Consider the following 26,248-nt stretch of genomic DNA (forward strand, 5'->3'; position numbering starts at 1 on the left):
AAATTATGATGCGCGACCCTATAAGAATTGTTAACTTTATTTCGTTCCTGCTTTGCATCGTATTGATTGCGCCGATCCTGATCGTTGTCATCATGTCCTTTGGGCAAAGCAGCTATATGACCTTTCCACCGGAGGCGTTTTCTCTTTCATGGTACGGCGAGTTTTTTTCCAGTCCCGAGTGGATGAGTTCGTTGCTGTCCAGTTTCATCATTGCGATCCTTGCCAGTCTGATCGCCACCACGTTGGGATTTCTGGGCGCCTATTCGCTGGTGCGAGGCGACTATGGCAACAAGAAATTATTAATTTCCTTTTGTCTGCTGCCTCTGATTATTCCAACGATCATTACTGCCGTGGCCTTGTATTTTGCATCGGTACCGCTGGAGCTGGTCGGGTCCAAGATATGGATTGCCATTTGTCATGCCATGCTTGCTATTCCCGTGGTATTGCTCATTCTCATCAGTTCCCTGCAGAATATCGATGTATCGATTGAACGCGCCGCAGAAGTCTTTGGCGCCAGCAAACGCTATACATTTATGCATATTGTGATTCCGCTGGCCATCCCGGGCATCCTGTCATCTCTGTTTTTCAGCTTCCTGACTTCATTTGACGAGCTTATCGTCTCCCTTTTCCTGTCGGGCCTGGAAAGCCAGACAATGCCAGTTCGGATCTGGAATAGTTTGTTGATGAACATGGAGCCGGTTATTGCTGCTATCAGCACCTTCCTGATCGCTGTCACCGTTTTCTTGCTGCTACTCGAGCTGTTGGTGAGGAAATCCCGCGCACGCCGCGCCGGCATGGCCGGACAGTAGAAAACTTTTTCTGGTCGGCAGACAAATGCGCTGACCGCACTGGTGTTGCAAGTGCGGTCAGAATGCAGGCACTTGGCCAGATAGCTGATGTTGGAGGACGATTCACGGGCCTTACCGGTACCTGCGCGAAAGCGCCTAGTGAGCGCCATTGCCCAATGCCGCCACAGCCATCCAGACTGCCATCGCGACCATCATCAGGTTTTCGGTCAGGGAAACAAATCCCAGCGGTACCTTGCTTGATCCGCCTACACAGGCACACTTCAATTCCCGTTTATCAATGTAAACGGCTTTGAAAACTGAGACGGCGCCTATCGTTCCGATAAAAAGCGCAACGGGCACCGACAGCCACGTGAGGAGATGACCGATCATCAGTATGCCCGCCAGGGCTTCTGCGAATGGGTAAATATAAGAGTACGGTACCCACCGCCGGGCAAGTAAATCGTAATTGAGGAACATGGTGGAAAAGCTTTCCACATCTTGTAGCTTAAGCAGTGCAAGTATGGTCATGCTAAATGCAATAAACCACTCGATAGCCTGTATGGTCAGCGGCTGTCCATATACCAGGTAGCTGACGGCCAGCGACATCAGCAAGGTGGTGCCAAAGAGCGCGATGACAGGCTTGTAGCTTGTCTGATCGGAATCTGCCACCTCCTTGCCAAAATAACGCCGTACCTCGTCATAGCCGCCGATTCTTTGCCCATCGATAAAGATCTGCGGTGTCGTAGGTACTGCGTGCTGTTCCTTGAAAGACTCAGTTTCTTCGCGCGAGGTCAGCCAATGATCTTCGATGTCATAACCGGACCGGCGTAACAGGTCCTTTGCTTTCAGACCAAAAGGGCAGATGTGCTGCTCCATGACCATGCGATAAACGACTGCTTTTTTTCGGACTTGCGTTTTTTCCATCTCTGCCTCCTGACAATGTCGGATATGAGGGGTGTAGCAAGAAGTTAATTCAAGCGGCATCCTGTTGATTGAATGCCAGATGTAGTATTCAATTCCCGATGTCTTTCAACACCAGAGCCTGGCGTAGTGCTTGGCGCGATCTGCTTTGTCAGGTCGTGTAGGTTCATTATATGTTTTTTGCACGAGGTCTGTTATCTGCGTGTTAATCGGTATCAACGGCGCACCGGCGCATTGTGAACCCAACTTTGTATACCGGCCGTGCTGCGAAAGTCATCGGCTGATCTGACTGGTATTTCTGGATAGAGGGCATTCCACATCCGCGCCATGGCGCGACCCGGCCCGATCTCAAGCACGGCATCCGGTTGTTGTTCCCGAACGGCCTGCAGGCAGCTAGCCCAGTCCATGGCATGGCTTATCTGGCTAGCCAGCGCATCTAACGCCTGCCCCACGCGTAGGGCGGCGCGACCATCCACCGCGCTCAGCACTTTGAACAGTAGGGGCGCCGTATTGCGATAGAGAGCAAGATGCCGTGCGAACGCTGGCGTAGCGAACTGCAGGAGCGCAGTATGCGAAGGCGTCTGAACGGACAGCCTGACAACGCGTATGGCGCCTTGTTCGTAGGCCAGTTGCCCGGCATACTGCAAGTCGTGCTCAAAACCGCCAATGACATAGTGTTGCTCGGGATTGCTAATGGCAAGATGAGTATTGCTGGTGGCGGTAATCTCTTCGATATTCTTTAGGGGCAGACCCATGATGCTTATCATGCCAGCCTGTTTTTGAATGCAATCGTCCATGCAGGCAGCACGCTGTGCTGCCAGTGTGATCCCCTGCTGCATGTCGAAAGCGCCAGCTGCGCTGCAAGCAGCCAACTCTCCGAGAGAATATCCTGCTGCGCAAATCGGTCGCGGCAGTAGCGGCTCCAGTTTGTGCCATCGTTGCAGTTGAAATGCAAAGATAAACGGCTGGGAAATCCTGTTTTCACCCAGTGTCGCGCAATCGACAAAAGTTTGATTCCAGACATCTGACAGTTGCATCGACAATTGAGCCGCCATTTTCGGTGAAGCCGCTTCCCGCAGTGCCCGAAAATGCTCAGGAGATTGCTGTCCCTGGCCGCTGAACAAGATGGCAAGACGCATATTAGAGAGACTCCAGAAACAGCACGACACCTAACAAATCGGCGGATCCGCCCGGACTTAAGCGGCGCGCCACGAATTGTGCATGGAGGGTTAGGACCTGGCTTTGCCAGTCCCGAGCGTGCACCCCACCACGAGCAAGAAATGCTGTGGCGGCCTCGCGTGCAAAATTCAGGCCCTCACGACCGCCTCGCCAGAGCAGATTGGTGTCTTCAAGTTCGGCCATGAGCGCAAAGAAACACTGGATGGCGCTCTGTTGCGGGCATTGTGTTTGTACCAGCGCGCGGCGATAGGCAGGCAAGCCGATTTTGATGGCAGAGGGAAAGCCGGCGGCGGCCTCGGCCCGAGCGCCCCCACTGCCGTAACGTCGTTGAACGACAGCACCGTGACTATCGTTGATGGCTTTTGCCGTAGCCATAATGGCAGGGCCCCATAAATTTGCAACACGCCGGCTGACCGATTCGACAGAGCAGGAGCCGGCAAGGGCAATGTCAACACCTGTGGCCGCACACAGCAGACCAAGGTTGAAAATTGCCCCACGGTGAGTGTTAATGCCATTGGTAGCCTGCAGCATGCGCTTCTCTGCGATCCGCCCGCAACATTGCAACTGTGAATAAGTGGGGGTTTGCATGCCCAGGCGAGATATCGCCGGAAAATATTCTCGCAGTGCGTGAAGGCTTCGTACAAAGGTGCTGAAATCCATGTCAGTATGGCTGCCGCTGTCCATGGGGCTGACCAAGCCTGGTTTAGGTGCGAGTGCCACTTCCCGATACAGCGCCCGGATTGCCAGCCGGCCAATGGTTTCCGGTGTCCATGTAGTCTGCGGCGCGTGCTCGGTGCGTTGTTCAGGTTTGGCGGATTCAGCAAACATGCTCGTGTCCCTTTAAACGCGATAGCAGATCCGTTACGTGAAGTAACGCTACGCAGGTATTTTCCTTGGCGACAACCCGCAGCGCCGGTTGCAACAGTGCCTGGGAAAGCTCCTTCCAGTTGACGGCGGTACGATTGGCAAAGCGTATTTCACCGTCCAGCGAGCAGGGCAGGGCATGCTGAGCCTGCTGTAGGGCTGTCAGACAGGGGACAAGTTGAGGCGCACAGGCAATATCGCAGACAAGATCAATGTCAGACCGGTTGTGCCGATATGTCGTGCCGCTTAGTATTTCCCATGCCAGCGATCCATACACGCTGACTGCAATATCGTATTGTTCGCATTGCCGCAGCAAAACAGCCAGCGGCGCGCCGACGGCGCTAGAGCACGTATCTATGCAATATGCGAGCGTCAGCGGGGGCGTGATTTTGCGGACTGCATCGCGACAGACCGATATACTTATTCTTTTGGGCTCTGATTCCGGTGGCAATGTGAGCCCCAACAGGATCTGCGCGGCGTCCGTCGCTGATTGCCGGGCCACCACCAGTGGCCGCTGAGCCTGCAGCCAGCGCTGCAGGGCTTCGTCAGCGGCAGGGTACTGCATCGGGCTCAGCAGCCGGTAATTTGCGGTCGGGTAAAGATAGGCAAGATCATGGCGGCGCATGGTTTATTTCCTAGGCGGCCAGAATCTGGTCGACAATTCTGGCCGCCTGTACCCGTCCGGTCCTGTCCTGGCCTGTCTGCATGCGCAGGTCTGGACCGGCTTCGCCTTTTAATAATCTGGCAAGCGCAGCCTCAAGTAAGGTAGCCGAGGGCGTCTCCCATATATCCTCGATTGCACCCATGCGCTGGTAATTTTCGGCACCTGGTGCGAAGGTAGGGGAGCTGACTGACAGTTCCAGCAGTTTTGCATGATCTATTTTGGTTACACGCGCCATGGCCTTCAAATCCATGACCCGAACTTGCGAACTGGCCAGCGCGTAGGCGCGATCGGCCATGAGTCCGAAAGACAAATAGCCGCCGCTGACCGCCTCTCCGGTGACCAGACTCAGGCTGAGATGGCCATGTCGGCGGGCCAGGTCGACGCAGGCTGCCAGATGCGCCAGGCTCCCATTAAGGCAAAGAAGCTCTTGGGCACGCGATAGCGCCTGACCCTGGGTGTCGACGAGAAGTATCAGCGGCCGGCGAGGATGCGCATCAATCGTAGTCAATATCTGCTGTGCCAGAAAAAGTGCAATCTCATGGTCGATGGCAGCAGCATCCGTTGTTCCCAACACGGCTACCTTGCCGGCGTTGGTGCTTGCTGTTCCCGCCAGTTGATGCCCGTGGATTCGAACGTGATGTCCGGCTGGAAACAATGTATCCAGAATGGTTGTCAGGTTCATGTGTAAAGTTCCTCATGCAGTCGGGTCAGGCCCGTGCAGTTCATCATGGGAATGTCGGCAGGATCCTGGATGCCCAGGGCCTGCCAGACTTCCAGCCCATCGCGCATGCCTTTGAAATTGTCCGTTCGTGCCAGCAGGCGCGATTGGTTTTGTTTCTGCGCCGCCAGATCAGGTGGCGCAAATTGATTATCTGCAAGCAACTGCCTGGTGGCAGCCCGGAATGCAACCGGGTCGTCTTCTACCAGAGCGGCGCAGTCGTTCATCAGATAACGGTGTTTGCCGCCAGTCACACGCCATACCAAGGCCCGATCACGGGAATCGAACTCCTCAACGCCCGCCACGGTTTCGATGACCTCAGGCCCCGACAACGCAAGGCGACCTTCTTCGGACATGACAATTGCAGAACACAGGCAGGTCACAATACCCATGCCGCCGAACGCGCCGCAGCTGCCTCCCACCAGCGCTATTACCGGTACGCCAGCGGAACGCGTATCCAGTATGGCGCGCATGATTTCGGAAATGGCGATCAATCCGGCATTCGCTTCATGTAACCGGACGCCACCCGAGTCGATGAGAAACAGGACTGCAGCCGGTTTGTCGCGCCTGGCGCGGCGTAACAGGCCGACAATCTTGGCTCCATGGATCTCACCAACTGATCCGCCCATGAACTGGCCTTCCTGAGAAATAATGAATACCGGTTTTTCATCCAGGGCGCCTTCGCCAATGACTACCCCGTCATCGAAGGCGCCGGGAGTATCCAGTGCCGCCAGATGCGTGCTTGGCGAGCTCTCTGTCGGGGGTATCAGTTCGCGGAAACTGCCTTCATCCAAAATCCAGGAAAGTCGTTGTCGGGCAGTGGCTTCGAAGTAACTATGGCGTAACGATAGCGCTGATCCATTTTCCGTGGTCATTGCAAACCTCCTGCATATTGATTGATAGCCTGCGCGAGCCTGAGCGTGACCACCGCAGGTGTTGCGCCCATATCGTTAATGGCAATGTGCGTGCCGCCCGCGGGATGATGTGATATAAATTCTGCCAGAACGGCCTGCCAGATTTCCCCGAATCCGCGGGCAGATGTTGCTACCTCAATTGTGCAGGACCCCGCAGTATCAGCAGGTCGGACCAGGACTTCCAGGTTGCCCGAGCCAACGACGCCACAGAGCACTGCGCCGTTAGCGGGTTCGATAGTGGGTGTTGAAAAGTGATATTGGAGTTTTTCCATGCAGATCACCAATTTCTGAATCGGGAAGGGGGGGCATAAAGATCGCCGGACCATCTGACGAGATCTTTAACGGAGCGGGCCGCCAACAGATCGCGTGTTGCCATGCGAGGATCAATGCCCAAATCTTCGGGTCGGCGCACCACGCCACGATCGCGCAAATTTTCGACCATACGCCGGTCGCGTGCCATGCCTACAGGTGTAAAGCCGGCGACGCCGCGAATGGCCTGCGCGCGTTCCTCGGTGCTGCGACATAAAAGCAGATTGGCAATGCCTTCTTCGGTCACAATATGCGTGACATCGTCGCCGTAAATCATGATGGGAGGCAACTGGGCGTCCATGGTCGCTTTCAATTGCCAGGCATCCAGCTCCTCTACAAATACCGGGGTCATATGTTCGCGAAACGTTTCTACCGTTTGTACAACCAGCTTGCGCCCGCGTATCGCATCGGGTCCGGCTGCTTCTCTGCCCGCCTTGAGCCAGGCGGCAGAGGCATGTCGCCTGCCATGCGGGTCTGAGCCCATATTAGGTGCGCCGCCGAAGCCCGTAATGCGTCCGGTAGTCGCGGTTGAACTATTGCCGGCCAGATCGATTTGCAGTGTTGAGCCGATGAACATATCGCAGGCATACAGGCCGGCCGTCTGGCTGAGAGCGCGATTCGAACGCATACTGCCGTCGCGGCCTGTGAAAAATACGTCAGGGCGGGCCGCAATGTAGTTTTCCATGCCGACTTCCGAGCCAAAGCTGTGGATGGATTCCACACAACCGGATTCAATGGCCGGAATCAGGGTGGGGTGGGGATTGAGGGCCCAGTGGGTGCAGATTTTTCCTTTCAGACCAAGTGCGGTTGCATAAGTAGGTAGCAGTAGCTCAATCGCTGCGGTGTCAAAGCCGATCCCATGATTGAGCCGTTGTACGGCATATTCGGCGTAAATGCCTTTGATGGCCATCATGGCCATCAGGATCTGCACTTCTGTAATCTGAGCCGGGTCACGGGTGAACAAGGGTTCAATATAGTTGGGACGCGGTGCGACTACGGTAAAGTCGACCCAGTCCGCCGGAATATCGACCCGTGGCAGTGTATCTACCCGTTCGTTAACCTGAGCGATCACGATCCCGCTGCGAAACGCCGTGGCCTCTACAATGACGGGTGTATCTTCGGTATTAGGGCCGGTGTACAGATTGCCGGCAGCATCCGCCGCCTGCGCTGCAACCAGGCAGACATTGGGAGTCAGATCGGTGAAGTAGCGGCCGAAGAGTTCCAGATAAGTATGGATGGCGCCGATCTCAATCTGTTTATCCTGTACCAGTCGAGCCAGACGAGCTCCTTGCGGACCTGAAAAAGAAAAATCCAGTCGGCTGGCAATGCCGTTTTCGAAAAGATCCAAATGACTGGGCAGGGCGAGCACAGACTGAACCATGTGCAGGTGATGCAATTTTTGCGGATCGCAAGCGGCCAGCGAGTCGGCGAGAAAGTCGGCCTGTTTCTGGTTATTGCCTTCCAGGCACACGCGGTCGCCGGGCTCAATAACCGTCTGCAGCAACTGGGTAATCTGCTCTTGCGTGATTTTAGGGGCCAGGCCCAGATTGGCGGCGCGTTCCAGACGTCGCTGTCGTCCGCGTTTTCGTGTATCCCAGACGTTGGGGGAACCAGTGTGATTCATAGGATATTCCTGTTGCTTAAATTAACCGAATAACGCTCTTGTCGCGAGAAACAGAACAGAGGGCCCCATCAGGCAGCCCAGACCGGTATAAAACGTTGCCGTCAGCGCGCCATAAGGCACCAGACGCGGGTCTGTGGCCGCCAGACCTGCCGCAACGCCGCTTGTTGTTCCAGCCATGCCGCCAAAGACCATCGCCGAACGCGGATTATCCAGACGCATGAACCGAGCCGTGGCAGGGGTAAAGACCATAACAAGGATTGCCTTGATCAGGCCCACGCCGATGGACAGAGCGATGACGTCTGAACTGGCACCGATTGCCGCGCCGGTAACCGGACCTACAATGTAAGTCATGGCACCGGCACCAATTGTTGCCATGGATACGGGGTCGCGGTACCCGAATGCATAGGCAACACTGGCTCCCACAACGAACGGGAGTACGATACCCAGCATCAGTGAGACCATACCGATGAGTCCGGCCTTTTTCACTTCCTCTACCTGTACGTCAAATGCCGTCGCAACGATGGCAAAATCACGCAACATGGCGCCGCCCATCAGCCCTATCCCGGCAAAGAGCTTGATGTCAGCCAGCCCTTTGGTGCCACCCGTTTCCATTCCGCCCCAGTAGGCAAGAATTAAACCGATCACAATTGCAATGGCCGAACCATGTACGCGCCCGTTGGTCAGTCGTCGTGACAGATGGCCTGATATCCATATGATCAGACCGACGAAAGCGAAGGCGGCGATCAGATTGTTCTGCATAATGGCTTGTTTCAACATATCCATAGTCATGTCTCCCTTCAGGCCCGCTCTGCAGCGAGGCTGGCTTGCCAGGTAGCGCCGGCATCTTCAGGACCGCGGCGGTTGATCGCCGCGATAACGCATACAGTAAGCACCACCGTCAAGATGGCGCCCAGTATGGCGACCGGGCCGCCCTTGAGTGCGGCTACAACATTTTGTTGTGAAGCCATTGCAATGACGATCGGAATATACATGGCCGACCAGAATCCCACGCCAGCCAGTGTGGTGGCAGGCATGAGTCCTTTGTTGTGAAGATAGGTGCGGGCTGCGATCAACAGCATCATAGAGATGCCGACACCACCTACGTTGGCTTTGACCCCAATCAGCATGCCCAGCAGGTCGCCGACGTAGATTCCCAGTAAATGACATGCAGCCAGTATGGCTGTACCGTAAATAATCATGGTTTTGTCTCCGGATGTTTTTTTATGACGCATCGTTAAGCGTTGTTGTAACCAAAAAGAAATCCGGTCTGCATAGACAACATTGCGAACAATGCTAAGATCCCTTTTCGTAAGACAGACAATAGACAGGGACGGCGGGCGTTTCAATCAACCTGTACGTTAATCGTTTAGCCTGAGGTTAAATATTTTGCGGTCCCGCAGTGCGTTTCTATAGTCAACGGGCGTGCTGTTTAACATGACCTATCGTTTACCCTAGTCATCATGAAAGATCCTGTGAGTTAAAGCCTATGGCCATTGACGAATCCATTACCCTGAAAAAATTGGAAGTTTTTCTGGCTTTCATGGATCGCAATAGCCTTGCGCGGGTCGCTGAGGATCTGGGCCAGAGTGTTGTGAGCGTACACCGTGCGTTGCATTCTCTTGAGCAGGCCATCGGCTGCCCGTTGTTCAAGCTGGAAGGAAGGAATCTGGTTCCGCAGGATACGGCGCGACGACTCGCCGAATCTGCCCGCAGGGTCGTGGCCGAATGTGAAGAAGGCATTCACGCGGTGCGAGACATGGCGGGAATCAATGCGTCCCGGCTCAGGCTGGGCGCCATTTATTCCCTGACGCTGCATTGCATTCCGCACTTGATTGTCGGAACCAAGTTGCGCAAGGACGGGCTCAATATAGAACTGACACTCGGTTCGAATGACGAACTGCTGCAAAAACTGCAAGCGGGCAGGCTCGATGCCATTGTCATTGGGGTACATGATGGTGTCGACAGCAAGCGCATGATTACGGTGCCATTATTTTCTGACGAAATGTTTTTGGCTGTGCCATTGGATTCGCCCTATGCGAGCCGCACCGAGGTCGATTTGCGCGAGCTGGCTAGCGAGAATTTTGTGACACTGGCCGACGGGTTCATAACATCATTCAGTTTTAACCAGATGATGGAGAACGCGGGTATCTCACCTGTGATAGGGATGCATGTGGGCGATATTTTTTCGCTGATCAATTTGGTTAGCAACGGCATGGGAATCAGTTTGCTGCCCGGCCGAATCGCCTCCTTTACGCCGCGTATCAAATTAATTCCATTAAGTCCTGGTCATACCTATTCCCAATACATCGCATTGCTGTTTCTGGATAGCCGGGGACAGGACCGCAATTTGCTGGCTCTGGCAGCAGAGGGGCGCACCTACAGTCGCCGCCTGTTGCACGATGGAGATTTCCCATTGTTGGGCGAGGAGGAATGAATGGGCGGGCAGTCTATATGGCCACCCGTTGTGCATACACCACAAATCCCTGTAGATGTCCGTAATCACGGGGCTTTCAGGGCCGCCCTCGGCGAGAGTGGAGTACCCTTTATTCGAACAAATGTCGCAAATATGTCACAAATGTAATAGAAAACGGCTAGCGTATTCACTATGAGTGAAAACCCTTATGGCCTAAGCGTGCAAAATAATTGCCTGGGCAAGAATCATGCCAGTTTTATGTATCTTCCAACGAAACGTCTCTAAGCCAGTGCTAGTGAGAAATGAAACGGTAACCTGCTGATTACAAATGTAATTACGTATAAAAATACGACTAATTCAATTGTAATTTGATTATTACCATGGCCAATATAGTCTCGGTAATTTGGCAGCCAACATCATCGCTGCTATGTGTGCAAACTGCCGTATCGGCGATTTTTCACGGCGGGTGGTTCCTTTACATAAATGTATCAGAACTTTATATTGCTTGAGATCTGAATAGTTTCTGAACCGTTCGGGTAAGAAGATGACCATCCTTGAGGAGATTAGATACATGAAAAAGACTTTGCTTGCTGCAGCATTGGCAGTCGGCTTCGCCGGTGTAGCCCACGCAGAAACTTCTGTAACCCTGTACGGTATCGTCGATGCCGGTATTGGCTATCAACAAACTAAAGTGACCCAGGGCGATGCCTGGGCCAAAACACGTGACATTGGCATGATTAACGGTGTCAGGAACGGTAACCGCTGGGGTATGAAGGGTGCTGAAGACCTGGGCAACGGGACAAGCGCGATCTTCCAATTGGAAAGCGGCTTCGATATGGGCAACGGCAGATCTGCACAGGGCAATCGCCTGTTCGGTCGTTACGCTTATGTCGGCCTGACCGGCAGCAACTGGGGTACGCTGACTTTGGGTCGTCAGACCCACGTGGGATCTGACACAGTCTCGTCACTCAACCCGTTCGGCGTCAGCTATATGCAGGCCGGTGTACTCAATGGTGCATTCGGTGCTTCTACCTATGCGCGCATGGATAACTCCATCAAATATATGAGCCCTGATTTTGCCGGCTTCAAGGTAGGCGTCGGCTATTCTGGCGAGAATACGAAAACTACTGGCAACGATGGTTTCAGAGAGCGTGATACTTCCAACTGGATCACGACCGGTATCTCTTACGATAATGGCCCAGTCTCTGTTGGCGCTTCTTATGATCGTTTCCGTACAGACGTGCGTCTATCCGGCGTTGAAGATCAGAAGGGCACTACACATATGTGGAACCTGTTTGGCGCCTACGATCTTGACGTTGTCAAACTGTTCCTGGGTTACGGTCAGGTCCGCGGCTCAATGGCCAATGATGTCATCGTATCAAGCGGTGTAGGTAGCACCGGTCTGAACAGTGAATTTAACGATTTCACTAGATTGGTCAATCCGCAAGGTCCCAACTATGCAGAAACAAACAGCTACCGTCAACAGGCCTGGATGGCTGGTTTGACAGCCCCAGTTGGCGACAGCGGCAAGGTTATGTTCTCGTATCAGGGAAGCGCAACCAAAAACAGCGATGACCAATTCGACGGCGCCAAAGGCCGACTGAATATTTTCAGCCTGGGTTACGAACAGAAATTGTCCAAACGTACGGCTGTTTATGCAATCGCATCTTACGGCACGGGCAAACTGAAGTTTGACAACACCGAAAACGTTAAACTGAAATCAACGCTGGTTGGTGTCGGTCTGAATCATCATTTCTGATGACTTGACGTATCGGCGATGCCATTTGCAAGCATTGCCGATACGGCTTGATGCAGTAGAATAAAGGCTTGGAGCTCTGCAGCCAACCGTGGTGAGTGAATATGTTCCGAACATTCCGCTCATCCAAGACGTGCGGTTGCCTGGCAACGTATCTCGGATTCTCCAGGCCCTTGCTCCATCTCCGTAGTTTGAACCCCAGGGCGCCAGTCGTTTCTGGGGTTTTTTCTGGTGAGTACAATCAATGCATTCGCTTGCAGCAATGAAATATATTATCGTCGCAATTGGCCAAGGCTATTTACGACGACTATTTATGGCGACTATTTACGGCCGCTACTTACGGCAGCTAATGACGCAGGGTATTGCAGTCGGAGCAAGTTGGCCTTGTGTTTATTTAAAAAGGTAATAATGCGAGCGCCTCTGTCTTACAGTAACTCTGCAGGCATTAGGGGGCCGGGGTCATAGTCTTGAAGGCAGGTTCGTTTGTTTTGCCGCAAATCTAATATCTAATAGCGGCGGAAAGCATTCCCTTGAAATGATTGCAAGAAGCAAATCATTGTGGCACCATATCTTGAGTAACAACGGGAAGCCCGGGGAAGCAGATTTATGTCAGAGTCAACTTCAGCCTCACAGCAAAACCAGCCCTTACAAATTGACGATATCACCGTCATTGACGATACCAAGCTCAAGAAGGCGGTGACCGCTGCCGCGTTGGGTAATGCCATGGAGTGGTTTGATTTTGGCGTGTATGGTTTCGTTGCTTATGCGCTTGGTAAAGTGTTTTTCCCTGACGCCTCTCCTGCTGTCCAGACCATCGCCGCCCTGGGCACGTTTTCCGTTCCGTTTCTTGTGCGACCGCTGGGTGGGGTATTTTTTGGCGTCATGGGTGATCGTTTCGGGCGACAGAAGGTGCTGTCGCTGACCATCATCATTATGGCCATCAGCACATTTTGTATCGGGTTGATCCCTTCCTATGCGACCATCGGCCTCTGGGCGCCTCTGCTGCTACTGTTATGCAAACTGGCCCAGGGCTTTTCGGTGGGCGGCGAATACACGGGCGCTGCGGTCTTTGTGGCTGAATACGCACCTGACCGGCGACGGGGTTTCCTGGGAAGTTGGCTCGACTTCGGATCCATTGCCGGCTTCGTGCTGGGCGCCGGACTAGTCGTTCTTTTGCAGACAATCCTTCAGGAGCAGACTTTTCTTGACTGGGGCTGGCGTGTTCCTTTCTTTATCGCAGGCCCCTTAGGGCTACTCGGACTCTATCTGCGTCACGCTGCCGAAGAAACGCCAGCTTTCACGCAACAGCTTGAAAAGATGGAAAAAGAAGATAAGGACGCGATCAAGGAGAAGCCTAGCGTATCCTTTCGCGAAATTTACACCAAATACCGCAAGGCATTGCTGGTCAGCATCGGCATGGTGCTCGTAACCAATATCACGTATTACATGTTGCTTACCTATATGCCCACCTATCTGTCCAGCAGCCTGGGCTATACGGAAGAGCATGGTGTGCTGATTATTGTGGTGGTCATGATCGGGATGCTGTTTGTACAGCCTGTGGTCGGTTTCTTCAGCGACAAGATCGGAAGAAAGCCCTTTCTCAGGTTGGGCAGTATCGGCTTGCTGTTGCTGGCCATACCGGCCTATTACTTTATTGGCAGCGACAATACCGGTCTGATTTTCCTGGGGCTCTTATTTATCGCCATCGTGCTCAATTGTATGACGGGAGTGATGGCATCGACACTTCCGGCACTGTTTCCCACGCGTATCCGCTATAGTGCACTGGCCAGTTCGTTTAACGTCGCCATTATTATTGCCGGCTTAACGCCCACTGCGGCTGCATGGCTTGTGGAAGAAACCGGAAATCTCATGATGCCGGCCTATTATTTGATGGGCGCTGCCATGATTGGCATTATTACTTCTTTTTATCTGCCAGAGACCGCCAATAAACCCATGCGTGGCGACACGCCCACCGCTTCCAACAGACATGAAGCCAAGGCGTTGCTCAAAGAGGCTTACGAAAGTATCGAGGAGACCGTCGCAGATGTTGATGAGGAAATTATCGCGCTACAGGAACAGCTTGATGCCCTTCAGGCCCGTCGCCAGCGCCTGGTGGATCGTCACCCTGAGATGGAATAAAGGCAATTGGGAAGTCGGGGGGATAGAAACGCTAAAAGAAGTCGGTTGAGATGATACCCGTATTACCCATCTCAATGGCGTTTCGCTGGTTGTGCAACATAGCCTGATCGGGCTTAAATAGAGCGATGAAAGCACGCACGCAGGTGCTGGTCCTAGAACCAGTGCTGGCGCCCAACAACAAGATACAGCTCTCATTCAAATGCGCTTCTGTCTGTAACGGTGGCGTATGCTGTACTGTCAGCTGGCCTGACGTACGTCATGATCCTGCCGGCGACTTATCCGGTGATTCGTGCTCGTTTTGTCATCGGCTTGCAAATTACTTGATCCAAATCAAACATTCACCGTGCTCAGACTATTTTGTTTGAGAAAATGCAATATTCATTTGTGATTTTTGATGCACTCTGTAAGTTCTTTAACAAAGTCCTGAAGGAGAAAAAATGTATGTCATGCGTCATATAGTCGCAACATGTGTGATTGCGCTGGGCTCGCTGGTCGCCGTGCCGGTCGCTGCCCATGAGGCAGGCGACTGGATCGTCAAACTTGGTATAACGCGTGTGTTGCCCACATCAGACAATGGCACTACAGGAAAGGATATAGTTCCGCGTGGAATAGCGCTGGATGTCAAGGACAGCACGCGCCCCAGCTTGAGCCTGACTTATATGGCAACTCGTCATATGGGCATTGAGTTGCTGGCAGCAGCGCCTTTTAAACACGATATCCGGGGTAATGCCCCCGATCTGGGCGGAGATCTTGGCCGGATCGGCACCACCAGGCAGTTGCCTCCAACGCTTAGCGTTCAATGGCACTTTTTGCCAGAGGCCAGGGTTCAGCCTTATGTCGGCGTCGGGGTCAACTACACGACGTTCTTTGACACGAAACCGACCGGCGCGCTGCGGGATCTGGGCGTGGAAAAGCTCAAACTCTCTGACTCCTGGGGGCTGGCGGCACAGGTGGGGGCAGATGTAAAAATCAATGAGAACTGGTTGTTGAATGCCAGTGTTCGCTATATTGATATCAAAACCCGCGTTCGGCTTGACGGCACTAAAATCGGCACCGCAAAAATCAATCCATGGGTTGCCACGGTTGGTGTAGGATATCGATTCTGATGCGCACCAGGCGAACATACGTGACCTGCTGCGGCGGGCTCAATCCACCTGCTTTCAATCCTTATTGCTGTCACGGCCGGAAGCGATCACGTTCAAGATGAACATTGTCCGTTGCGCTACCGGCAGGCGGGGCACGCGCACCAGTGCATAGCCATATTGTGAATACGTCTTCATCATCGCACGATAGGTTGCAATGGCGGTCGGCAGGTCCTGTCGGCGTTCCTGGTCACGGCGATAGATCTGTGGCCACGGCGGCAAAATGAATGCTGTCGTATGATATCGACAATGGAATGCTGCTGATTGCAGGAGTTCAGGGACGGGCAATTGCTCCAGCTGCAGGTAGGCGATGACGTCCACAATACCGCGGTCAAAAAAAACCGGACCATTCATCCTGCATGCACGCTGGTAGGACGCCATGTCGCGTTCGTACATGCGCTGGGCATACGCGGTTTTGTCGTTCCATGGCAGAGCAACGCCACCAAAGCCCAGCTGCTGGCGTATCACGGCCCGGCCTGCTTCGGGCATACAGAGGTAGCCCATATCGGCCAGATGGTTGATCAAAGTCGTTTTGCCGGAGCCGGGTCCGCCGGTCAATACAAAAAAGTTGGCTGATTGAGGATTCATGTCTGATCAGGGTCTGATTCACAAATTAAAGATGCAACAAAGAACGATCGCGTGTGTTGCGCCAACAGGAGGTCAACAACAGAACGCGGCATTGTGTGGAGGGAAAAGGCGAGGGTGTTGGCTGGACGAACAGAACTGGTGCACCGGCAGGCGCCGCCGCGGATCAGGAGGGGTATAACAAGAAGAGGGCGCCCGAAAACTGAGCGATGGGGAGACACAAGCCGTTGCTGCGAGTGTCGGGTGAGGGCTAGCCAAAGTGGTTGCTAGCGGATGATCGGTAGATGTTGTGAGTGGCGCTAGCTCTAGCTCTAGCTCTGCATATTGCCCTGATCATTATTGGCAGGCCTGTTATATCAATGCATCGATATCAATGCATTGATATAACTATCGATAGGATTTTACCCAAACCCCTTATATGGCGTCAAAGGCAGCCTGCAAATCGTCTTTGCTCGACTTGCCGCTTTGTAGCAGAAGCATCAGCAGAATACGAGCCTTTTGCGGGCTCAAATTGCCCGCCATAATGGCACCGGCGTCTGCTGTGGTTTTACCACCACCTTCAAACCCATAGTTGTCCATCACGCGACCGTTGTATACGCGGGTGGAAATCACAACCGGAATTTGTTTATCCAGGGCATATTTGACAGCGTCGAACATTGGCTTGTTCATATTTCCCATGCCCAGCGCCTGGACAACGATGCCTTTTGCGCCCTGGTCCACGGCACTGCGCAGCAGGCTGCCATCGGCGCCGCCGTACATGGCAATAATTTCCACTTTCGGCATGGTTTCGGCGTCAATGGCGATATGCTGGCGATGCAGGGGCGCTCTGGCAAAGATCACACGGTCAGGATAGACCTCACCCAGAAATCCGTAGTCGCCCGATTGAAATGTTTCCACATTGGCCGTGTGTGTCTTGGTGACGTGACGTGCGGCATTGATCTGGTTGTTCATGGCCAGCATGGCGCCTTTTCCCTTTGCCTGTTCATCGACGGCAATGCGCACGGCATTCAGCAGGTTGCGTGGCCCGTCAAAATCGGGCGAGGAGGCATTGCGCTGGGCGCCAATCAGGACGATAGGCTTGTCAGTCTGCACGGTCAAATCCAGCCAGAATGCGGTCTCCTCCAGGGTATCGGTACCATGCGACACAATGACACCGGATACTTCAGGTCGTTGCACTGCGGCGCTGACCGCCTTGCTCAGTTCAACCCAGCGAGGCGGATCCATATAGTCAGATGGCACGTTCGATAGATTGTTCACTTCGATTTTTGCATATTCAGCCACGTCCGGCACCGTGGCAAGCAGGTCATCGCCGGTAATGGCAGGCACGGGTGCTTTCTTGACCGGATCAATTTTCATGGCGATTGTGCCGCCGGTGGCGATAAATTGAACGGTTGGTTTTTCCTGGGCGTGGGCGGCGCTGACTAGTGTCAGGCACAGTCCGGCTAATACAACTGAGATTTTTTTCATGATCGTCCCCTTATTGTGATTTAATTAACATGAATGTGATCCTTGTACAGGGTCGGCATAAAGCCATCCTGTGCCAGCATATGGTACCAGTATCAAGTTTCACATTTCAGCATTCCCGCAATTTCCCCATCAGTTCCTTTCCCAGCTCATCCGGGTCAACTGGCCCGCCCGTCAAGGAGTCCGCAACATGAAACGAAAAAAAGCGAGTGATTTTCATCCCGAAGTCCTCAAGCTGTTTGACGCCTATGTGCACGGAGGCATCAGTCGCAGGCAGTTTCTTGAGCGCTCGACGCGCTATGCCGCAGGCGGGGTCACTGCGTCTGCGATTCTGAGTAGCCTTGCACCCAATTTTGCCTGGGCTCAGCAAATTGAGCCTGATGACAAGCGAATTAAAGCCGGCTATGTGCAATACCCGTCCCCTCAGGGCACTGGCACCATGAAAGGCTATCTCGCACAGCCGGCGGAAGCCAAGGGTAAATTGCCTGGTGTGGTAGTCATACATGAAAACAGGGGTCTCAATCCCTATATCGAGGACGTCGCAAGACGACTGGCCATAGAAAACTATGTCGCTTTTGCGCCCGATGCGCTGACGCCCGTCGGCGGTTACCCTGGAGATGAGGACAAGGCGCGCGAGCTTTTTGCAAAACTGGATCCGGCCAAGCGCACCGAAGATATGTTGGCGGCTGCGCAGTTTCTGAAAGAGCACGACGCTGTGAATGGAAAGATTGGCGCCGTAGGATTTTGCTATGGCGGCGGGGTGGCCAATATGCTGGCCGTTCGCATGCCGGATCTGGCCGCTGCAGTTCCATTCTATGGAGGTCAGCCTGCCGCTGCGGACGTGCCGAAAATCAATGCGCCGTTGCTGATCCATTATGCCGGCATTGACGAGCGTATCAACGCGGGATGGCCGGATTACGAAGCCGCGCTCAAGGCCAACAATAAAAGATATGAAATGCACATGTATGACGGCGCCAATCACGGTTTTCATAACGACACGACGCCTCGTTATGATGAAGCGGCAGCTAAGCTGGCGTGGTCACGTACGATGGAGTTTTTCAAGTCGAATCTGCAGGGGTAGTGACGGTCCTGACCTGAACAGGTGGACAAGCAGCGCGGGCTTGACGCCCGCCGCTTGCCGACACTTAGCGTTTATCGCGATGAATCCAGAACGTAAATTTGAATTTGTCTTTTGGATAAATGTTGACTGTAATAAGAAAAACTTTTTTTGCCTGATCCAAATAATGGCGGGTTATCTCCAGACCTACCGAGTCGGCTTTTACCTGCAGTAAGTGAGCCACCGCTGCGGGAACCTGGGTAGCCCCGACTTGCTGTTTCAAATCAATGACGGTACGGCCTGTGCGCTGTTCGATGAAATGGCACAACAAGCCGGAGCCATCCTTGAGAAGATCCAGTATGGCCTGTCCATCGTCGGGGTCCATATAGGCATCGGTCCAGCAAATAGGATGATCCCTGTCTGTTAGTTCGGTGCGCAGTATCTGAACACGGAGCCAGCGCTTTCCGGCCTTGCACTCCAGCGTAGCTGCCAGTGCATCATCACAAATAATTTGGCTGATATCCAGGACATTTCGGATGGTTTTGCTCGCATAATTAACCAGATCCTCAATACTATGCAGTGATTTGCTGTACTGGCTGGCGGGGTTGGCCGCCTCTACAATTGTGCCTGCCCGGCGCTTGCGGGATATCAGTCCCAACTCTTCTACAACCCTCAAGGCAGACCGTATCGTTGTTCTGCTGACATCGAACTGGCGTGCAAAATCAACCTCGCTTGGCAATCGGGAGCCCACCGGATAAATGCCATCCCTGATGTTTTTTACGATGGTATTGGCCAGTTCCGAGTATCTGACATCCATAATTTGCATTCCTCTAATAGATGCACATTGTACTTAGGAAACGGCTTCTGAGTCATTGGGCTTGTCTGCGCGTTGCCTTGGCGGTTCAGCAATATGGGTTCTTGACGGATGCAAAGAAATTACTATAATAGTACGTACCAATAAATAGTACGTACCAATAAATGGTACGTACTATTAAATCTAAAATAATGCCCAAGGAGACTATGATGAAAAAATATGTCGTTGGACTGGCCGTTGGCTGGAGCCTTGCTGCTGTGAGCTGCGCGCAGGCGCAGTATCCCGAAAAACCTGTGTCAATAATTGTGCCGTTTCCTGCCGGACAGACCGGCGATCTTATCGCCCGGACTGTGGGTGAAAAACTGTCTAAAGCGCTGGGCCAGGCATTTATTGTCGAAAACAAAGGCGGGGCTGGGGGCACGATTGGTACGGGTTATGCAGCGCGCGCAAAACCTGACGGTTATACCTTGCTGTTGACCAGTACGGGTCCGTTTTCGATTGCGCCCCAATTGTATAAATCGCTAAGCTACGACCCGCTGAAAGATTTACAGCCTGTTGCCGAAATAGCCACCTCTCCGCAAGTATTGGCTGTGAACCCTGACAACGGCATCAACTCCTTAAGAGACCTGGTGGCAAAGGCGAAACAGGAAGATTTAAACTTTGCTTCTGCCGGTACGGGCTCCACTCAGCATCTGACAATGGAATATTTTCTAAGTACAGCGGGTGCAAAAATGACCCATGTTCCATTCAAAGGCAGCTCGGAGGCTCAGCCGCAGGTGATCAGCGGCCTGATTAGCGGACTTTCTGACACGCTCCCGGCGATTTTGCCGCAGATCAAAGCAGGCAGACTCAAAGCGCTGGCTGTCGTCGATTCAGAGCGCTCAGAGTTTCTGCCTGACACACCATCGACAGACCAGGCCGGGTTCCCAGGTCTGAATACCGTAGCCTTTTTTGCTTTGATGGCGCCCAAAGACACACCGCCAGACGTTATTGAATTGCTGAATACACAAGTGAATAAGACGTTAAAGGATCCGGCCATGCTTGAGCAGTTTAAAAAATTGGCACTGACTCCAGCCAAGGAACAAACCGCCGCGCAATTTACCGCTTATCTGGAAGACGAGGCGCAAAAGTGGGAAAAAATTACGGATACAGCCAAAGTAGAAAAAAAATAATAATAGACGGAACCAGCAAATGAAAATAACCCGCATTATCGAACGTCCCGTGCATCTGAAAAGTAATATTTCAAATGCACTGGTCAATTTCTCTGAGCATACCGTGTCGCTTGTGGCTGTCGTGACTGATCAGATACGCAATAACAAGCCGGTAGTCGGCTTATCTTTCAACTCTATTGGCAGATATGCGCAAAGCGGCATTATAAATAGGCGGATGATTCCCAGAGTAGCGCAGGAGCCGGCTGACGCATTATTGGACGAGAACGGAATGATCTGTGCGGAAAAAGTGTTGGCTTGCGCGCTGCGTAATGAAAAGCCAGGAGGACACGGGGATCGTGCTGCAGCCGCCAGCGCATTGGAGCTGGCTATTTGGGATCTGAATGGAAAACTGCAGGATTGTCCGGTGAGCCAGTTGATCCGGCAGCGGTACCGATTGGACCATGATGGGGGTCGTGTATTTGTGTACGCTGCTGGTGGCTACTATTATGAAGGCGAGGGTAGCCGAAAACTCAAGGACGAACTTCGATCCTACCAGGACAGCGGCTTTACGATGTACAAAATGAAAATCGGCGGCGCCAGCCTACAGGAGGACACGCGCCGGATTGAGGCAGCTCTGACCGTCGCAGGAGCGGGGAAAAATCTGGCAGTGGACGCCAATGGCCGGTTTGACCTTGCCGCCGCAAGAGCGTATGCCCAGGGCATTCAGCCCTATCAGTTGCGTTGGTTCGAAGAAGTCGGTGATCCCCTGGACTTTGAACTGAATGCAACTATCGCAAGCGAATATGAGGGGCCGATAGCGACAGGCGAGAATCTGTTCTCGCACCAGGATGTGAAAAACCTTGCATTGTATGGCGGAATGCGTCGCAATCATGATGTTTTCCAGATGGATTCGGGATTGGCGTATGGCATCACAGAATATGCGCGCATGCTAAATGAAATAGAGCGTCGTGGCTTCAGCCGAAAATTCTGTTTTCCTCATGGCGGCCAGTTGATGGCCTTGCAAGTGGTCGCGGGTTTTGGTTTGGGAGGCTCCGAGGTATATCCGGGCATATTCCAGCCTATGGGCGGTTACGGCAATACAACGCAAGTAGTCGATGGAATGGTCAACGTCCCGGATGCGCCCGGCTTTGGGTTCGAATGCAAGCCGGAGCTCATTTCGCTTTTTGCAAATATGATTGGATAGGATTGAGAAAAAATGCGTGAAATTAACACTGAACTGATAACGAATACGGTTGCACAATTGTGTATTGATGCCTGCCATCATTTGCCGGAAAACTTGGTGAGTAGTTTTCATCGTGCAGCGGAAACTGAAGTGTCCCCGTTGGGAAAACAGGTATTAATCAAACTAATCGAGAACGACCGCATTGCCAGAGAGAACAATGTTTCTTATTGCCATGATACGGGCTTGACCATTGTCTATGCGGAAGTGGGACAGGATGTTCATATTACAGGCTGTAATTTCAACGACGCGCTGCAGAGCGGGGTCAGAAAAGGCTATGCCGAGGGATTTATGCGTAAGTCCGTTGTCGGCGACCCGTTAACAAGAACGAATACGAATGACAATACACCTGCCGTTCTGCATACGGAAATTGTCCCGGGCGAACAGATTCGCTTGACGGTTTTGCCCAAGGGAGGGGGAAGTGAGAACTGGAGCACGATGAAATTTTTGCTGCCAGGCGAAGGTGTTCAGGGTGTTAAAGACTTTGTTCTTCAGGCAATTATCAAAGCCGGAGGAAGTGCCTGCCCGCCATTGACTGTTGGGGTCGGACTGGGAGGAAGTTTTGATAAGGTAACAGAAATTGCCAAGAAAGCCATTTTGCGAGACATTGGCGTACATAGTGAGCTGCCGCATATCGCACAGCTGGAGTCAGAGTTGCTGGCTGAAATAAACAGAACAGGAATCGGTCCGCAAGGTTACGGGGGTTCGAATACTGCATTGTGGGTCGCTGTGGAAACGTATGCCTGTCATATTACGGCGCTGCCCGTTGCTGTCAATATACAGTGTCATGCCTCACGTCGCAAAACCGCCGTTATTTGAAGAGAGATATGTCATGAAAACCTATTACCTGACAATGCCCATTTCCGATGACCAGATCAGCCAGCTCAGGGTAGGCGATGAAGTATATCTGAGCGGGGTAATCTACATGGCGCGTGATGCTGCGCATAAGCGGCTTATTACGCTGCTTGATCAGGGAAAATTGCTGCCGGTAAATCTGAAGGGGCAGGTGGTTTTTTACGGTGGGCCTGGGCCGACCAAACCCGACCATGTCATCGGTGTGGTGGCGCCAACGTCGTCTTACCGAATGGACCCCTATACGCCGAAGTTATTCGAATATGGGGTTAAAGCCGCTATCGGAAAAGGAAATCGTTCAAAGGAGATTCGCCAAGCCTGCATTGATTTTAACGCCGTGTCGTTCTCGGCCATTGGCGGCATTTCTGCAACTCTGTTTGCCTGTATCAGGAAAGCAGATGTGGTTGCGTATGAAGATCTTAAGACCGAAGCGATTCAGCGACTGGAAATAGAAAACTTTCCCCTTCTGGTGACCAACGATACCTGCGGCGGTGACCTTTACGAGCAGGAAGTGCAAAAATATCGCAAGCTGCTTAACGCCTGAAAAAAGACGTTATCAAAAAGTCGAAAACGCTCCTTTTGCGGCATACTGTTTCATACGATTAAGTAGAACAACTGGCGATTGCGCTGTTGCTGGGATAGTGAAATTGGTACATTTGCAAAGACTGTGCTTTTTCAACTTCCTTTATTTAAACTTTAGAGTCATCATGAACCACTTTTCCGATCGATTTCCCCCTTTGCCGCCAGAAACCTGGAGTGCCGAACAGAAGCAGTACGCGCAAGAAATTATCAATGGCCCGCGCGGTGCGCTTTTGTCGCCTTTCGTGCCCTTGATGCGCAGCCCCGAGCTCATGGCTCATGCCAGTCGTATGGGAGAGTACTTGCGGTATCGCAGTGCGCTGGGACAGCGGCTGTCTGAGTTGGCCATTCTGATTACATCAAGGCGGTGGTCGCAGCAGGTCGAATGGGCAATTCATGCGCCGATTGCGCTGCGCGAAGGGGTGGCTGAACAAACGATTGAGGCCATCCGCCAGGGCCGGCAACCTGAAGGTCTGCCAGAAGACGAGGCAGCACTTTATGCGTTTTCAACAGAGCTTTTTTGCAATCAGTCGGTCAGCGATCACACTTACGATCGCGCTTTGGCGCTTTTCGGCGAACAGGGCGTGATGGACCTTGTCGGAATCAATGGCTACTATTCGTTGCTTTCCATGGTCATGAATGTAGCCAGAACGCCGGTTCCGGCTTCCACGGCGCAGCCGCTGCCGGCAATGCCTGCAGTATAGCGTTGTTGCGTGGTATGCGATTGCAGGCGTGATGGATTACAAGCGCAATAGATACACATGCAATAGATACACATGCAATGTATACAGATGCACTGGTTACAAGACAGGCGCATTAAATAGATCGTCTGGCCGGCGCAGCTTGTGTCCTACCGTGAGGTCAGGGCAGATTTTCCCGGAAAATGATTTGGCTTTGAACCGAATCGATTCCGCTCATGACCGGCCGTCGATCGCGCAAGTTTGCAAAGATCCGGATGCAGTTCATGGTTGATGACTGTGGATTCTGAGTAATGACCGCGTCCATGGTGCCGTCGATCAGCAAGGCGCGGGTGTCGGGGGTAAGTCCATGCCCGATAAACACAATTTTATGCGCCAGTCCTGCTTCCTTGAGTGCTCTTGCCACGCCGTCGGATGCGCCACCAATATTGTAGATGCCGGCAAGGTCCGGTGATTGTTCCAGCAATTGTCGGGTCAGGCGGTAGTTTTCTTCGGCACTGTCCAGCCCTTCGCGCAACCCAGCCACTTCAACAGTGGGAAACAGTTCCTTGAACATATACAGAAAGCCCATTTCCCGCTCTTCGTGAGCGCGATAGCTCAGACTACCGGCAATCATGGCAACTTTAGCTGGGCGCGCGCCGATGAAGCGGGCAATCAGGTACGCTGCCGTACGGCCGGCAGCACGATTGTCCAGTCCAACATACGCGGCGCGACGGGTGTTGGAAATATCGGTGATCAGCGTTATTACATGCTTGCCCTTATCGACAAGTTCCTCGACAGCATCGCGCACCAGCGGATGCTCGATTGCCATGCAGGCAACGCCATCGGCGCGTTCTGCCTGTCGTCTCAGGCTTGTGGCCAGTAACTCGGGATTGAAACCTTCCACATATTCGACTCTGCATTTGACGTTGTAGGGAGCCCAACTGTCCTGGGAGTAGGTGACGGTGTCGCCCAACATCCTGACAAAGCGATTGGTGCCTTTGGGTAGCACAAACGAAATACGCATGGCATTGGGTGTGAGCGCCGCATAAAGATCATGTTCGGGCAGATAGGACAGCTCGGCGGCAGCTTTCAGGACCCGTTGGGCAGTGGCTTCGCGTACACCCGGTCGCCGGTTCAGGACGCGGTCTACCGTCGCCGTGGACACATTGGCCAGTTTAGCGATATCAATGATATTGGCTTTGCCGGAGGCTTTCTCAGATTCCATCATTACATCAAAAACCATCATTTAATTTAATTGACTCTAGTATGTTAACACTATATCGTTGCGGTTATAAAAATAATAAAATCAAAAAACATCATTTTTTTTGTCTGGAGACAAATATGCAGAAGTATTCCCGCCGCAGCATGCTGCGCACTCTCTCTGCCATGCCGCTGGCGGGCGTCGTCGGTGCGTTACCCCAAGTGGCACGCGCTGCCGAATTTTCCTATAAGTATGGCAATAACCTGCCGCTGTCTCATCCACTGAACATTCGTGCCAAGGAAGCTGCCGATGAAATCCGGGAAAAATCCGGCGGACGAGTCGATATTGCCATTTTCCCTAACAACCAGCTGGGCGGTGACACAGATATGCTGTCGCAAGTGCGCTCGGGTGGAATCCAGTTCTTTACGCCGTCTTCACTTGTGATTGCCACGCTGGTGCCAGTGGCCGCCATTAATGCGCTGGGCTTTGCATTCAGTGATTATGATCAGGTGTGGAAAGCAATGGACGGCGAGTTGGGTGCGCATGTGAGGGCGTCGATTCGCAAGATCCGTCTGTATGCCTTTGACAAAATGTGGGACAACGGCTTTCGCCAAATGACCAGTAGCAAGGGGCCGATAGAGCAGGCATCTGATCTGGAAGATCTGAAAATCCGGGTGCCGGTCAGCCCACTGTCGATTTCCATGTTCAAAGGGCTGGGCGCGGCACCAACCAGCCTTCAGTTCAGTGAAGTGTATTCGTCCCTGCAGACCAAAATCGTGGATGCTCAGGAAAACCCTTTGCCGATTATCCAGGTGGCAAAGCTGTATGAAGTGCAAAAATACTGCTCTCAGACCAATCACATTTGGGATGGTTTCTGGTTTATTGCCAATGGCGCGGCATGGGATCGTTTGCCCGACGATCTGAAAGCGATTGTTGCCGATGGTATCAATGGCGCGGGTATGCGCCAGCGCGAAGACATCAAAAAGCTGAATGAATCAGTCCAGACTGAATTGCAAGCGAAGGGGCTTGCCTTTAATGCGCCTGGCCCTGAAACGTTCCGGGAAGCCTTGCGTAATGCAGGTTTCTATCAAGAGTGGAAGCGCCGCTTTGGTGATGAGGCCTGGGCAGCGCTGGAAACCTCGGTAGGGAAACTGGTTTAGTGATGGAAAACGTAATAATGACCGAGCCTGCCAT

General features: G+C 52.9%; 26 protein-coding genes. 12 read left to right on the forward strand and 14 right to left on the reverse strand.

Going from position 1 to position 26,248, the window contains the following annotated elements; translation table 11 throughout:
* Window positions 1-5: 5 nt before the first annotated feature.
* Window positions 6-809 carry an ABC transporter permease gene (locus tag CAP48_RS05980; RefSeq protein WP_100695097.1) on the forward strand — a complete coding sequence of 268 codons (804 nt, stop codon included), beginning with the start codon at window positions 6-8 and terminating at the stop codon, window positions 807-809.
* Window positions 810-944: 135 nt separating this feature from the next.
* On the opposite strand, the gene CAP48_RS05985 is transcribed toward CAP48_RS05980, so the two are convergent.
* From CAP48_RS05985 to madL, 10 genes are all read right to left on the reverse strand, one after another.
* Window positions 945-1,712, reverse strand: a complete 768-nt coding sequence (locus CAP48_RS05985; RefSeq protein WP_100695098.1) for a MauE/DoxX family redox-associated membrane protein — start codon at window positions 1,710-1,712, stop codon at window positions 945-947.
* Window positions 1,713-1,924: 212 nt separating this feature from the next.
* Window positions 1,925-2,848, reverse strand: a complete 924-nt coding sequence (locus tag CAP48_RS05990) for a malonate decarboxylase subunit epsilon (RefSeq protein ID WP_100695099.1) — start codon at window positions 2,846-2,848, stop codon at window positions 1,925-1,927.
* Window position 2,849: 1 nt separating this feature from the next.
* Window positions 2,850-3,716, reverse strand: coding sequence for a triphosphoribosyl-dephospho-CoA synthase MdcB (gene mdcB / locus CAP48_RS05995; RefSeq protein ID WP_100695100.1), 867 nt, complete (start codon window positions 3,714-3,716; stop codon window positions 2,850-2,852).
* Window positions 3,706-4,377 (reverse strand): malonate decarboxylase holo-[acyl-carrier-protein] synthase, encoded by a 672-nt coding sequence (gene mdcG / locus CAP48_RS06000; RefSeq protein WP_100695101.1) that lies wholly within the window; start codon window positions 4,375-4,377, stop codon window positions 3,706-3,708. The genes mdcB and mdcG overlap by 11 nt, the downstream gene beginning before the upstream one ends.
* Window positions 4,378-4,387: 10 nt before the next feature.
* The gene (locus CAP48_RS06005; RefSeq protein WP_100695102.1) at window positions 4,388-5,098 is read right to left on the reverse strand and encodes a biotin-independent malonate decarboxylase subunit gamma; all 711 of its coding nucleotides are present in this window, start codon (window positions 5,096-5,098) and stop codon (window positions 4,388-4,390) included.
* Entirely contained in the window at window positions 5,095-6,009 is a 915-nt protein-coding gene (locus tag CAP48_RS06010) for a biotin-independent malonate decarboxylase subunit beta (RefSeq protein WP_100695103.1), read from the reverse strand. The genes CAP48_RS06005 and CAP48_RS06010 overlap by 4 nt, the downstream gene beginning before the upstream one ends.
* The gene (gene mdcC, locus CAP48_RS06015) at window positions 6,006-6,320 is read right to left on the reverse strand and encodes a malonate decarboxylase acyl carrier protein (protein WP_100695104.1); all 315 of its coding nucleotides are present in this window, start codon (window positions 6,318-6,320) and stop codon (window positions 6,006-6,008) included. Before mdcC ends, CAP48_RS06010 begins: the two co-directional genes overlap by 4 nt.
* 5 nt (window positions 6,321-6,325) lie before the next feature.
* On the reverse strand, window positions 6,326-7,981 hold the full coding sequence (gene mdcA / locus CAP48_RS06020) for a malonate decarboxylase subunit alpha (protein WP_100695105.1): 1,656 nt from the start codon (window positions 7,979-7,981) through the stop codon (window positions 6,326-6,328).
* Window positions 7,982-8,002: 21 nt separating this feature from the next.
* Window positions 8,003-8,764, reverse strand: coding sequence for a malonate transporter subunit MadM (madM, locus tag CAP48_RS06025; protein ID WP_100695106.1), 762 nt, complete (start codon window positions 8,762-8,764; stop codon window positions 8,003-8,005).
* A gap of 14 nt (window positions 8,765-8,778) precedes the next feature.
* On the reverse strand, window positions 8,779-9,180 hold the full coding sequence (gene madL / locus CAP48_RS06030; protein ID WP_100695107.1) for a malonate transporter subunit MadL: 402 nt from the start codon (window positions 9,178-9,180) through the stop codon (window positions 8,779-8,781).
* 287 nt (window positions 9,181-9,467) lie between these two features.
* Here madL and CAP48_RS06035 point away from each other — a divergent pair, with 287 nt between their 5' ends.
* The 4 genes from CAP48_RS06035 (at window position 9,468) to CAP48_RS06050 (ending at window position 15,395) form a co-directional block, all read left to right on the forward strand.
* Window positions 9,468-10,415 (forward strand): LysR family transcriptional regulator, encoded by a 948-nt coding sequence (locus CAP48_RS06035; RefSeq protein WP_100695108.1) that lies wholly within the window; start codon window positions 9,468-9,470, stop codon window positions 10,413-10,415.
* Between the two features lie 550 nt (window positions 10,416-10,965).
* Window positions 10,966-12,153: a porin gene (locus CAP48_RS06040; RefSeq protein ID WP_100695109.1), complete on the forward strand. Its 1,188-nt coding sequence runs from the start codon at window positions 10,966-10,968 to the stop codon at window positions 12,151-12,153.
* Window positions 12,154-12,756: 603 nt separating this feature from the next.
* Complete coding sequence (gene proP, locus CAP48_RS06045) at window positions 12,757-14,289, forward strand: glycine betaine/L-proline transporter ProP (protein WP_100695110.1); 1,533 nt, start codon at window positions 12,757-12,759, stop codon at window positions 14,287-14,289.
* Between the two features lie 437 nt (window positions 14,290-14,726).
* Window positions 14,727-15,395: an OmpW family protein gene (locus CAP48_RS06050; RefSeq protein ID WP_100695111.1), complete on the forward strand. Its 669-nt coding sequence runs from the start codon at window positions 14,727-14,729 to the stop codon at window positions 15,393-15,395.
* 54 nt (window positions 15,396-15,449) lie between these two features.
* Here CAP48_RS06050 and CAP48_RS06055 read toward each other — a convergent pair whose 3' ends face one another.
* Together CAP48_RS06055 and CAP48_RS06060 are read right to left on the reverse strand one after the other, a co-directional pair.
* Complete coding sequence (locus tag CAP48_RS06055) at window positions 15,450-16,019, reverse strand: AAA family ATPase (RefSeq protein ID WP_100695112.1); 570 nt, start codon at window positions 16,017-16,019, stop codon at window positions 15,450-15,452.
* A gap of 411 nt (window positions 16,020-16,430) precedes the next feature.
* The gene (locus CAP48_RS06060; RefSeq protein ID WP_100695113.1) at window positions 16,431-17,483 is read right to left on the reverse strand and encodes an asparaginase; all 1,053 of its coding nucleotides are present in this window, start codon (window positions 17,481-17,483) and stop codon (window positions 16,431-16,433) included.
* A gap of 187 nt (window positions 17,484-17,670) precedes the next feature.
* Here CAP48_RS06060 and CAP48_RS06065 point away from each other — a divergent pair, with 187 nt between their 5' ends.
* Window positions 17,671-18,561, forward strand: a complete 891-nt coding sequence (locus tag CAP48_RS06065) for a dienelactone hydrolase family protein (protein ID WP_100695114.1) — start codon at window positions 17,671-17,673, stop codon at window positions 18,559-18,561.
* 64 nt (window positions 18,562-18,625) lie between these two features.
* Here the strand turns inward: CAP48_RS06065 and CAP48_RS06070 are convergent, their stop codons facing one another.
* Window positions 18,626-19,354 carry a GntR family transcriptional regulator gene (locus tag CAP48_RS06070; RefSeq protein WP_100695115.1) on the reverse strand — a complete coding sequence of 243 codons (729 nt, stop codon included), beginning with the start codon at window positions 19,352-19,354 and terminating at the stop codon, window positions 18,626-18,628.
* A 203-nt stretch (window positions 19,355-19,557) separates the two neighbouring features.
* On the opposite strand from CAP48_RS06070, the gene CAP48_RS06075 reads away from it, so the two are divergent.
* From CAP48_RS06075 to CAP48_RS06095, 5 genes are all read left to right on the forward strand, one after another.
* Window positions 19,558-20,523, forward strand: a complete 966-nt coding sequence (locus tag CAP48_RS06075) for a tripartite tricarboxylate transporter substrate binding protein (protein WP_192871295.1) — start codon at window positions 19,558-19,560, stop codon at window positions 20,521-20,523.
* 19 nt (window positions 20,524-20,542) lie between these two features.
* Window positions 20,543-21,706 (forward strand): enolase C-terminal domain-like protein, encoded by a 1,164-nt coding sequence (locus tag CAP48_RS06080; protein WP_100695117.1) that lies wholly within the window; start codon window positions 20,543-20,545, stop codon window positions 21,704-21,706.
* 12 nt (window positions 21,707-21,718) lie between these two features.
* On the forward strand, window positions 21,719-22,561 hold the full coding sequence (locus tag CAP48_RS06085) for a fumarate hydratase (RefSeq protein ID WP_100695118.1): 843 nt from the start codon (window positions 21,719-21,721) through the stop codon (window positions 22,559-22,561).
* 13 nt (window positions 22,562-22,574) lie between these two features.
* Window positions 22,575-23,138 carry a FumA C-terminus/TtdB family hydratase beta subunit gene (locus CAP48_RS06090; RefSeq protein ID WP_100695119.1) on the forward strand — a complete coding sequence of 188 codons (564 nt, stop codon included), beginning with the start codon at window positions 22,575-22,577 and terminating at the stop codon, window positions 23,136-23,138.
* A gap of 163 nt (window positions 23,139-23,301) precedes the next feature.
* Window positions 23,302-23,877: a carboxymuconolactone decarboxylase family protein gene (locus CAP48_RS06095; protein ID WP_100695120.1), complete on the forward strand. Its 576-nt coding sequence runs from the start codon at window positions 23,302-23,304 to the stop codon at window positions 23,875-23,877.
* 157 nt (window positions 23,878-24,034) lie between these two features.
* Here the strand turns inward: CAP48_RS06095 and CAP48_RS06100 are convergent, their stop codons facing one another.
* Window positions 24,035-25,099, reverse strand: coding sequence for a LacI family DNA-binding transcriptional regulator (locus CAP48_RS06100; protein ID WP_100695121.1), 1,065 nt, complete (start codon window positions 25,097-25,099; stop codon window positions 24,035-24,037).
* A gap of 95 nt (window positions 25,100-25,194) precedes the next feature.
* On the opposite strand from CAP48_RS06100, the gene CAP48_RS06105 reads away from it, so the two are divergent.
* On the forward strand, window positions 25,195-26,214 hold the full coding sequence (locus tag CAP48_RS06105) for a TRAP transporter substrate-binding protein (protein ID WP_100695122.1): 1,020 nt from the start codon (window positions 25,195-25,197) through the stop codon (window positions 26,212-26,214).
* The last annotated feature ends 34 nt before the right edge of the window (window positions 26,215-26,248 follow it).

The sequence above is a fragment of the Advenella sp. S44 genome, assembly GCF_002810445.1.
GTDB lineage: Bacteria > Pseudomonadota > Gammaproteobacteria > Burkholderiales > Burkholderiaceae_B > Advenella.

Coding starts and splice junctions, on each gene's coding strand:
- CAP48_RS06075 (WP_192871295.1), top strand. CDS start 19,558: ATGATGAAAAAATATGTCGTTGGACTGGCCGTTGGCTGGAGCCTTGCT.
- CAP48_RS06065 (WP_100695114.1), top strand. CDS start 17,671: ATGAAACGAAAAAAAGCGAGTGATTTTCATCCCGAAGTCCTCAAGCTG.
- CAP48_RS06095 (WP_100695120.1), top strand. CDS start 23,302: ATGAACCACTTTTCCGATCGATTTCCCCCTTTGCCGCCAGAAACCTGG.
- mdcC (WP_100695104.1), bottom strand. CDS start 6,320: ATGGAAAAACTCCAATATCACTTTTCAACACCCACTATCGAACCCGCT.
- CAP48_RS06105 (WP_100695122.1), top strand. CDS start 25,195: ATGCAGAAGTATTCCCGCCGCAGCATGCTGCGCACTCTCTCTGCCATG.
- CAP48_RS06060 (WP_100695113.1), bottom strand. CDS start 17,483: ATGAAAAAAATCTCAGTTGTATTAGCCGGACTGTGCCTGACACTAGTC.
- CAP48_RS06050 (WP_100695111.1), top strand. CDS start 14,727: ATGTATGTCATGCGTCATATAGTCGCAACATGTGTGATTGCGCTGGGC.
- mdcG (WP_100695101.1), bottom strand. CDS start 4,377: ATGCGCCGCCATGATCTTGCCTATCTTTACCCGACCGCAAATTACCGG.
- mdcB (WP_100695100.1), bottom strand. CDS start 3,716: ATGTTTGCTGAATCCGCCAAACCTGAACAACGCACCGAGCACGCGCCG.
- CAP48_RS06055 (WP_100695112.1), bottom strand. CDS start 16,019: ATGAATCCTCAATCAGCCAACTTTTTTGTATTGACCGGCGGACCCGGC.
- CAP48_RS06080 (WP_100695117.1), top strand. CDS start 20,543: ATGAAAATAACCCGCATTATCGAACGTCCCGTGCATCTGAAAAGTAAT.
- CAP48_RS06070 (WP_100695115.1), bottom strand. CDS start 19,354: ATGGATGTCAGATACTCGGAACTGGCCAATACCATCGTAAAAAACATC.
- CAP48_RS05980 (WP_100695097.1), top strand. CDS start 6: ATGATGCGCGACCCTATAAGAATTGTTAACTTTATTTCGTTCCTGCTT.
- CAP48_RS06090 (WP_100695119.1), top strand. CDS start 22,575: ATGAAAACCTATTACCTGACAATGCCCATTTCCGATGACCAGATCAGC.
- CAP48_RS06035 (WP_100695108.1), top strand. CDS start 9,468: ATGGCCATTGACGAATCCATTACCCTGAAAAAATTGGAAGTTTTTCTG.
- CAP48_RS06005 (WP_100695102.1), bottom strand. CDS start 5,098: ATGAACCTGACAACCATTCTGGATACATTGTTTCCAGCCGGACATCAC.
- CAP48_RS06040 (WP_100695109.1), top strand. CDS start 10,966: ATGAAAAAGACTTTGCTTGCTGCAGCATTGGCAGTCGGCTTCGCCGGT.
- proP (WP_100695110.1), top strand. CDS start 12,757: ATGTCAGAGTCAACTTCAGCCTCACAGCAAAACCAGCCCTTACAAATT.
- madL (WP_100695107.1), bottom strand. CDS start 9,180: ATGATTATTTACGGTACAGCCATACTGGCTGCATGTCATTTACTGGGA.
- CAP48_RS06100 (WP_100695121.1), bottom strand. CDS start 25,099: ATGATGGTTTTTGATGTAATGATGGAATCTGAGAAAGCCTCCGGCAAA.
- CAP48_RS06010 (WP_100695103.1), bottom strand. CDS start 6,009: ATGACCACGGAAAATGGATCAGCGCTATCGTTACGCCATAGTTACTTC.
- CAP48_RS06085 (WP_100695118.1), top strand. CDS start 21,719: ATGCGTGAAATTAACACTGAACTGATAACGAATACGGTTGCACAATTG.
- CAP48_RS05985 (WP_100695098.1), bottom strand. CDS start 1,712: ATGGAAAAAACGCAAGTCCGAAAAAAAGCAGTCGTTTATCGCATGGTC.
- mdcA (WP_100695105.1), bottom strand. CDS start 7,981: ATGAATCACACTGGTTCCCCCAACGTCTGGGATACACGAAAACGCGGA.
- CAP48_RS05990 (WP_100695099.1), bottom strand. CDS start 2,848: ATGCGTCTTGCCATCTTGTTCAGCGGCCAGGGACAGCAATCTCCTGAG.
- madM (WP_100695106.1), bottom strand. CDS start 8,764: ATGGATATGTTGAAACAAGCCATTATGCAGAACAATCTGATCGCCGCC.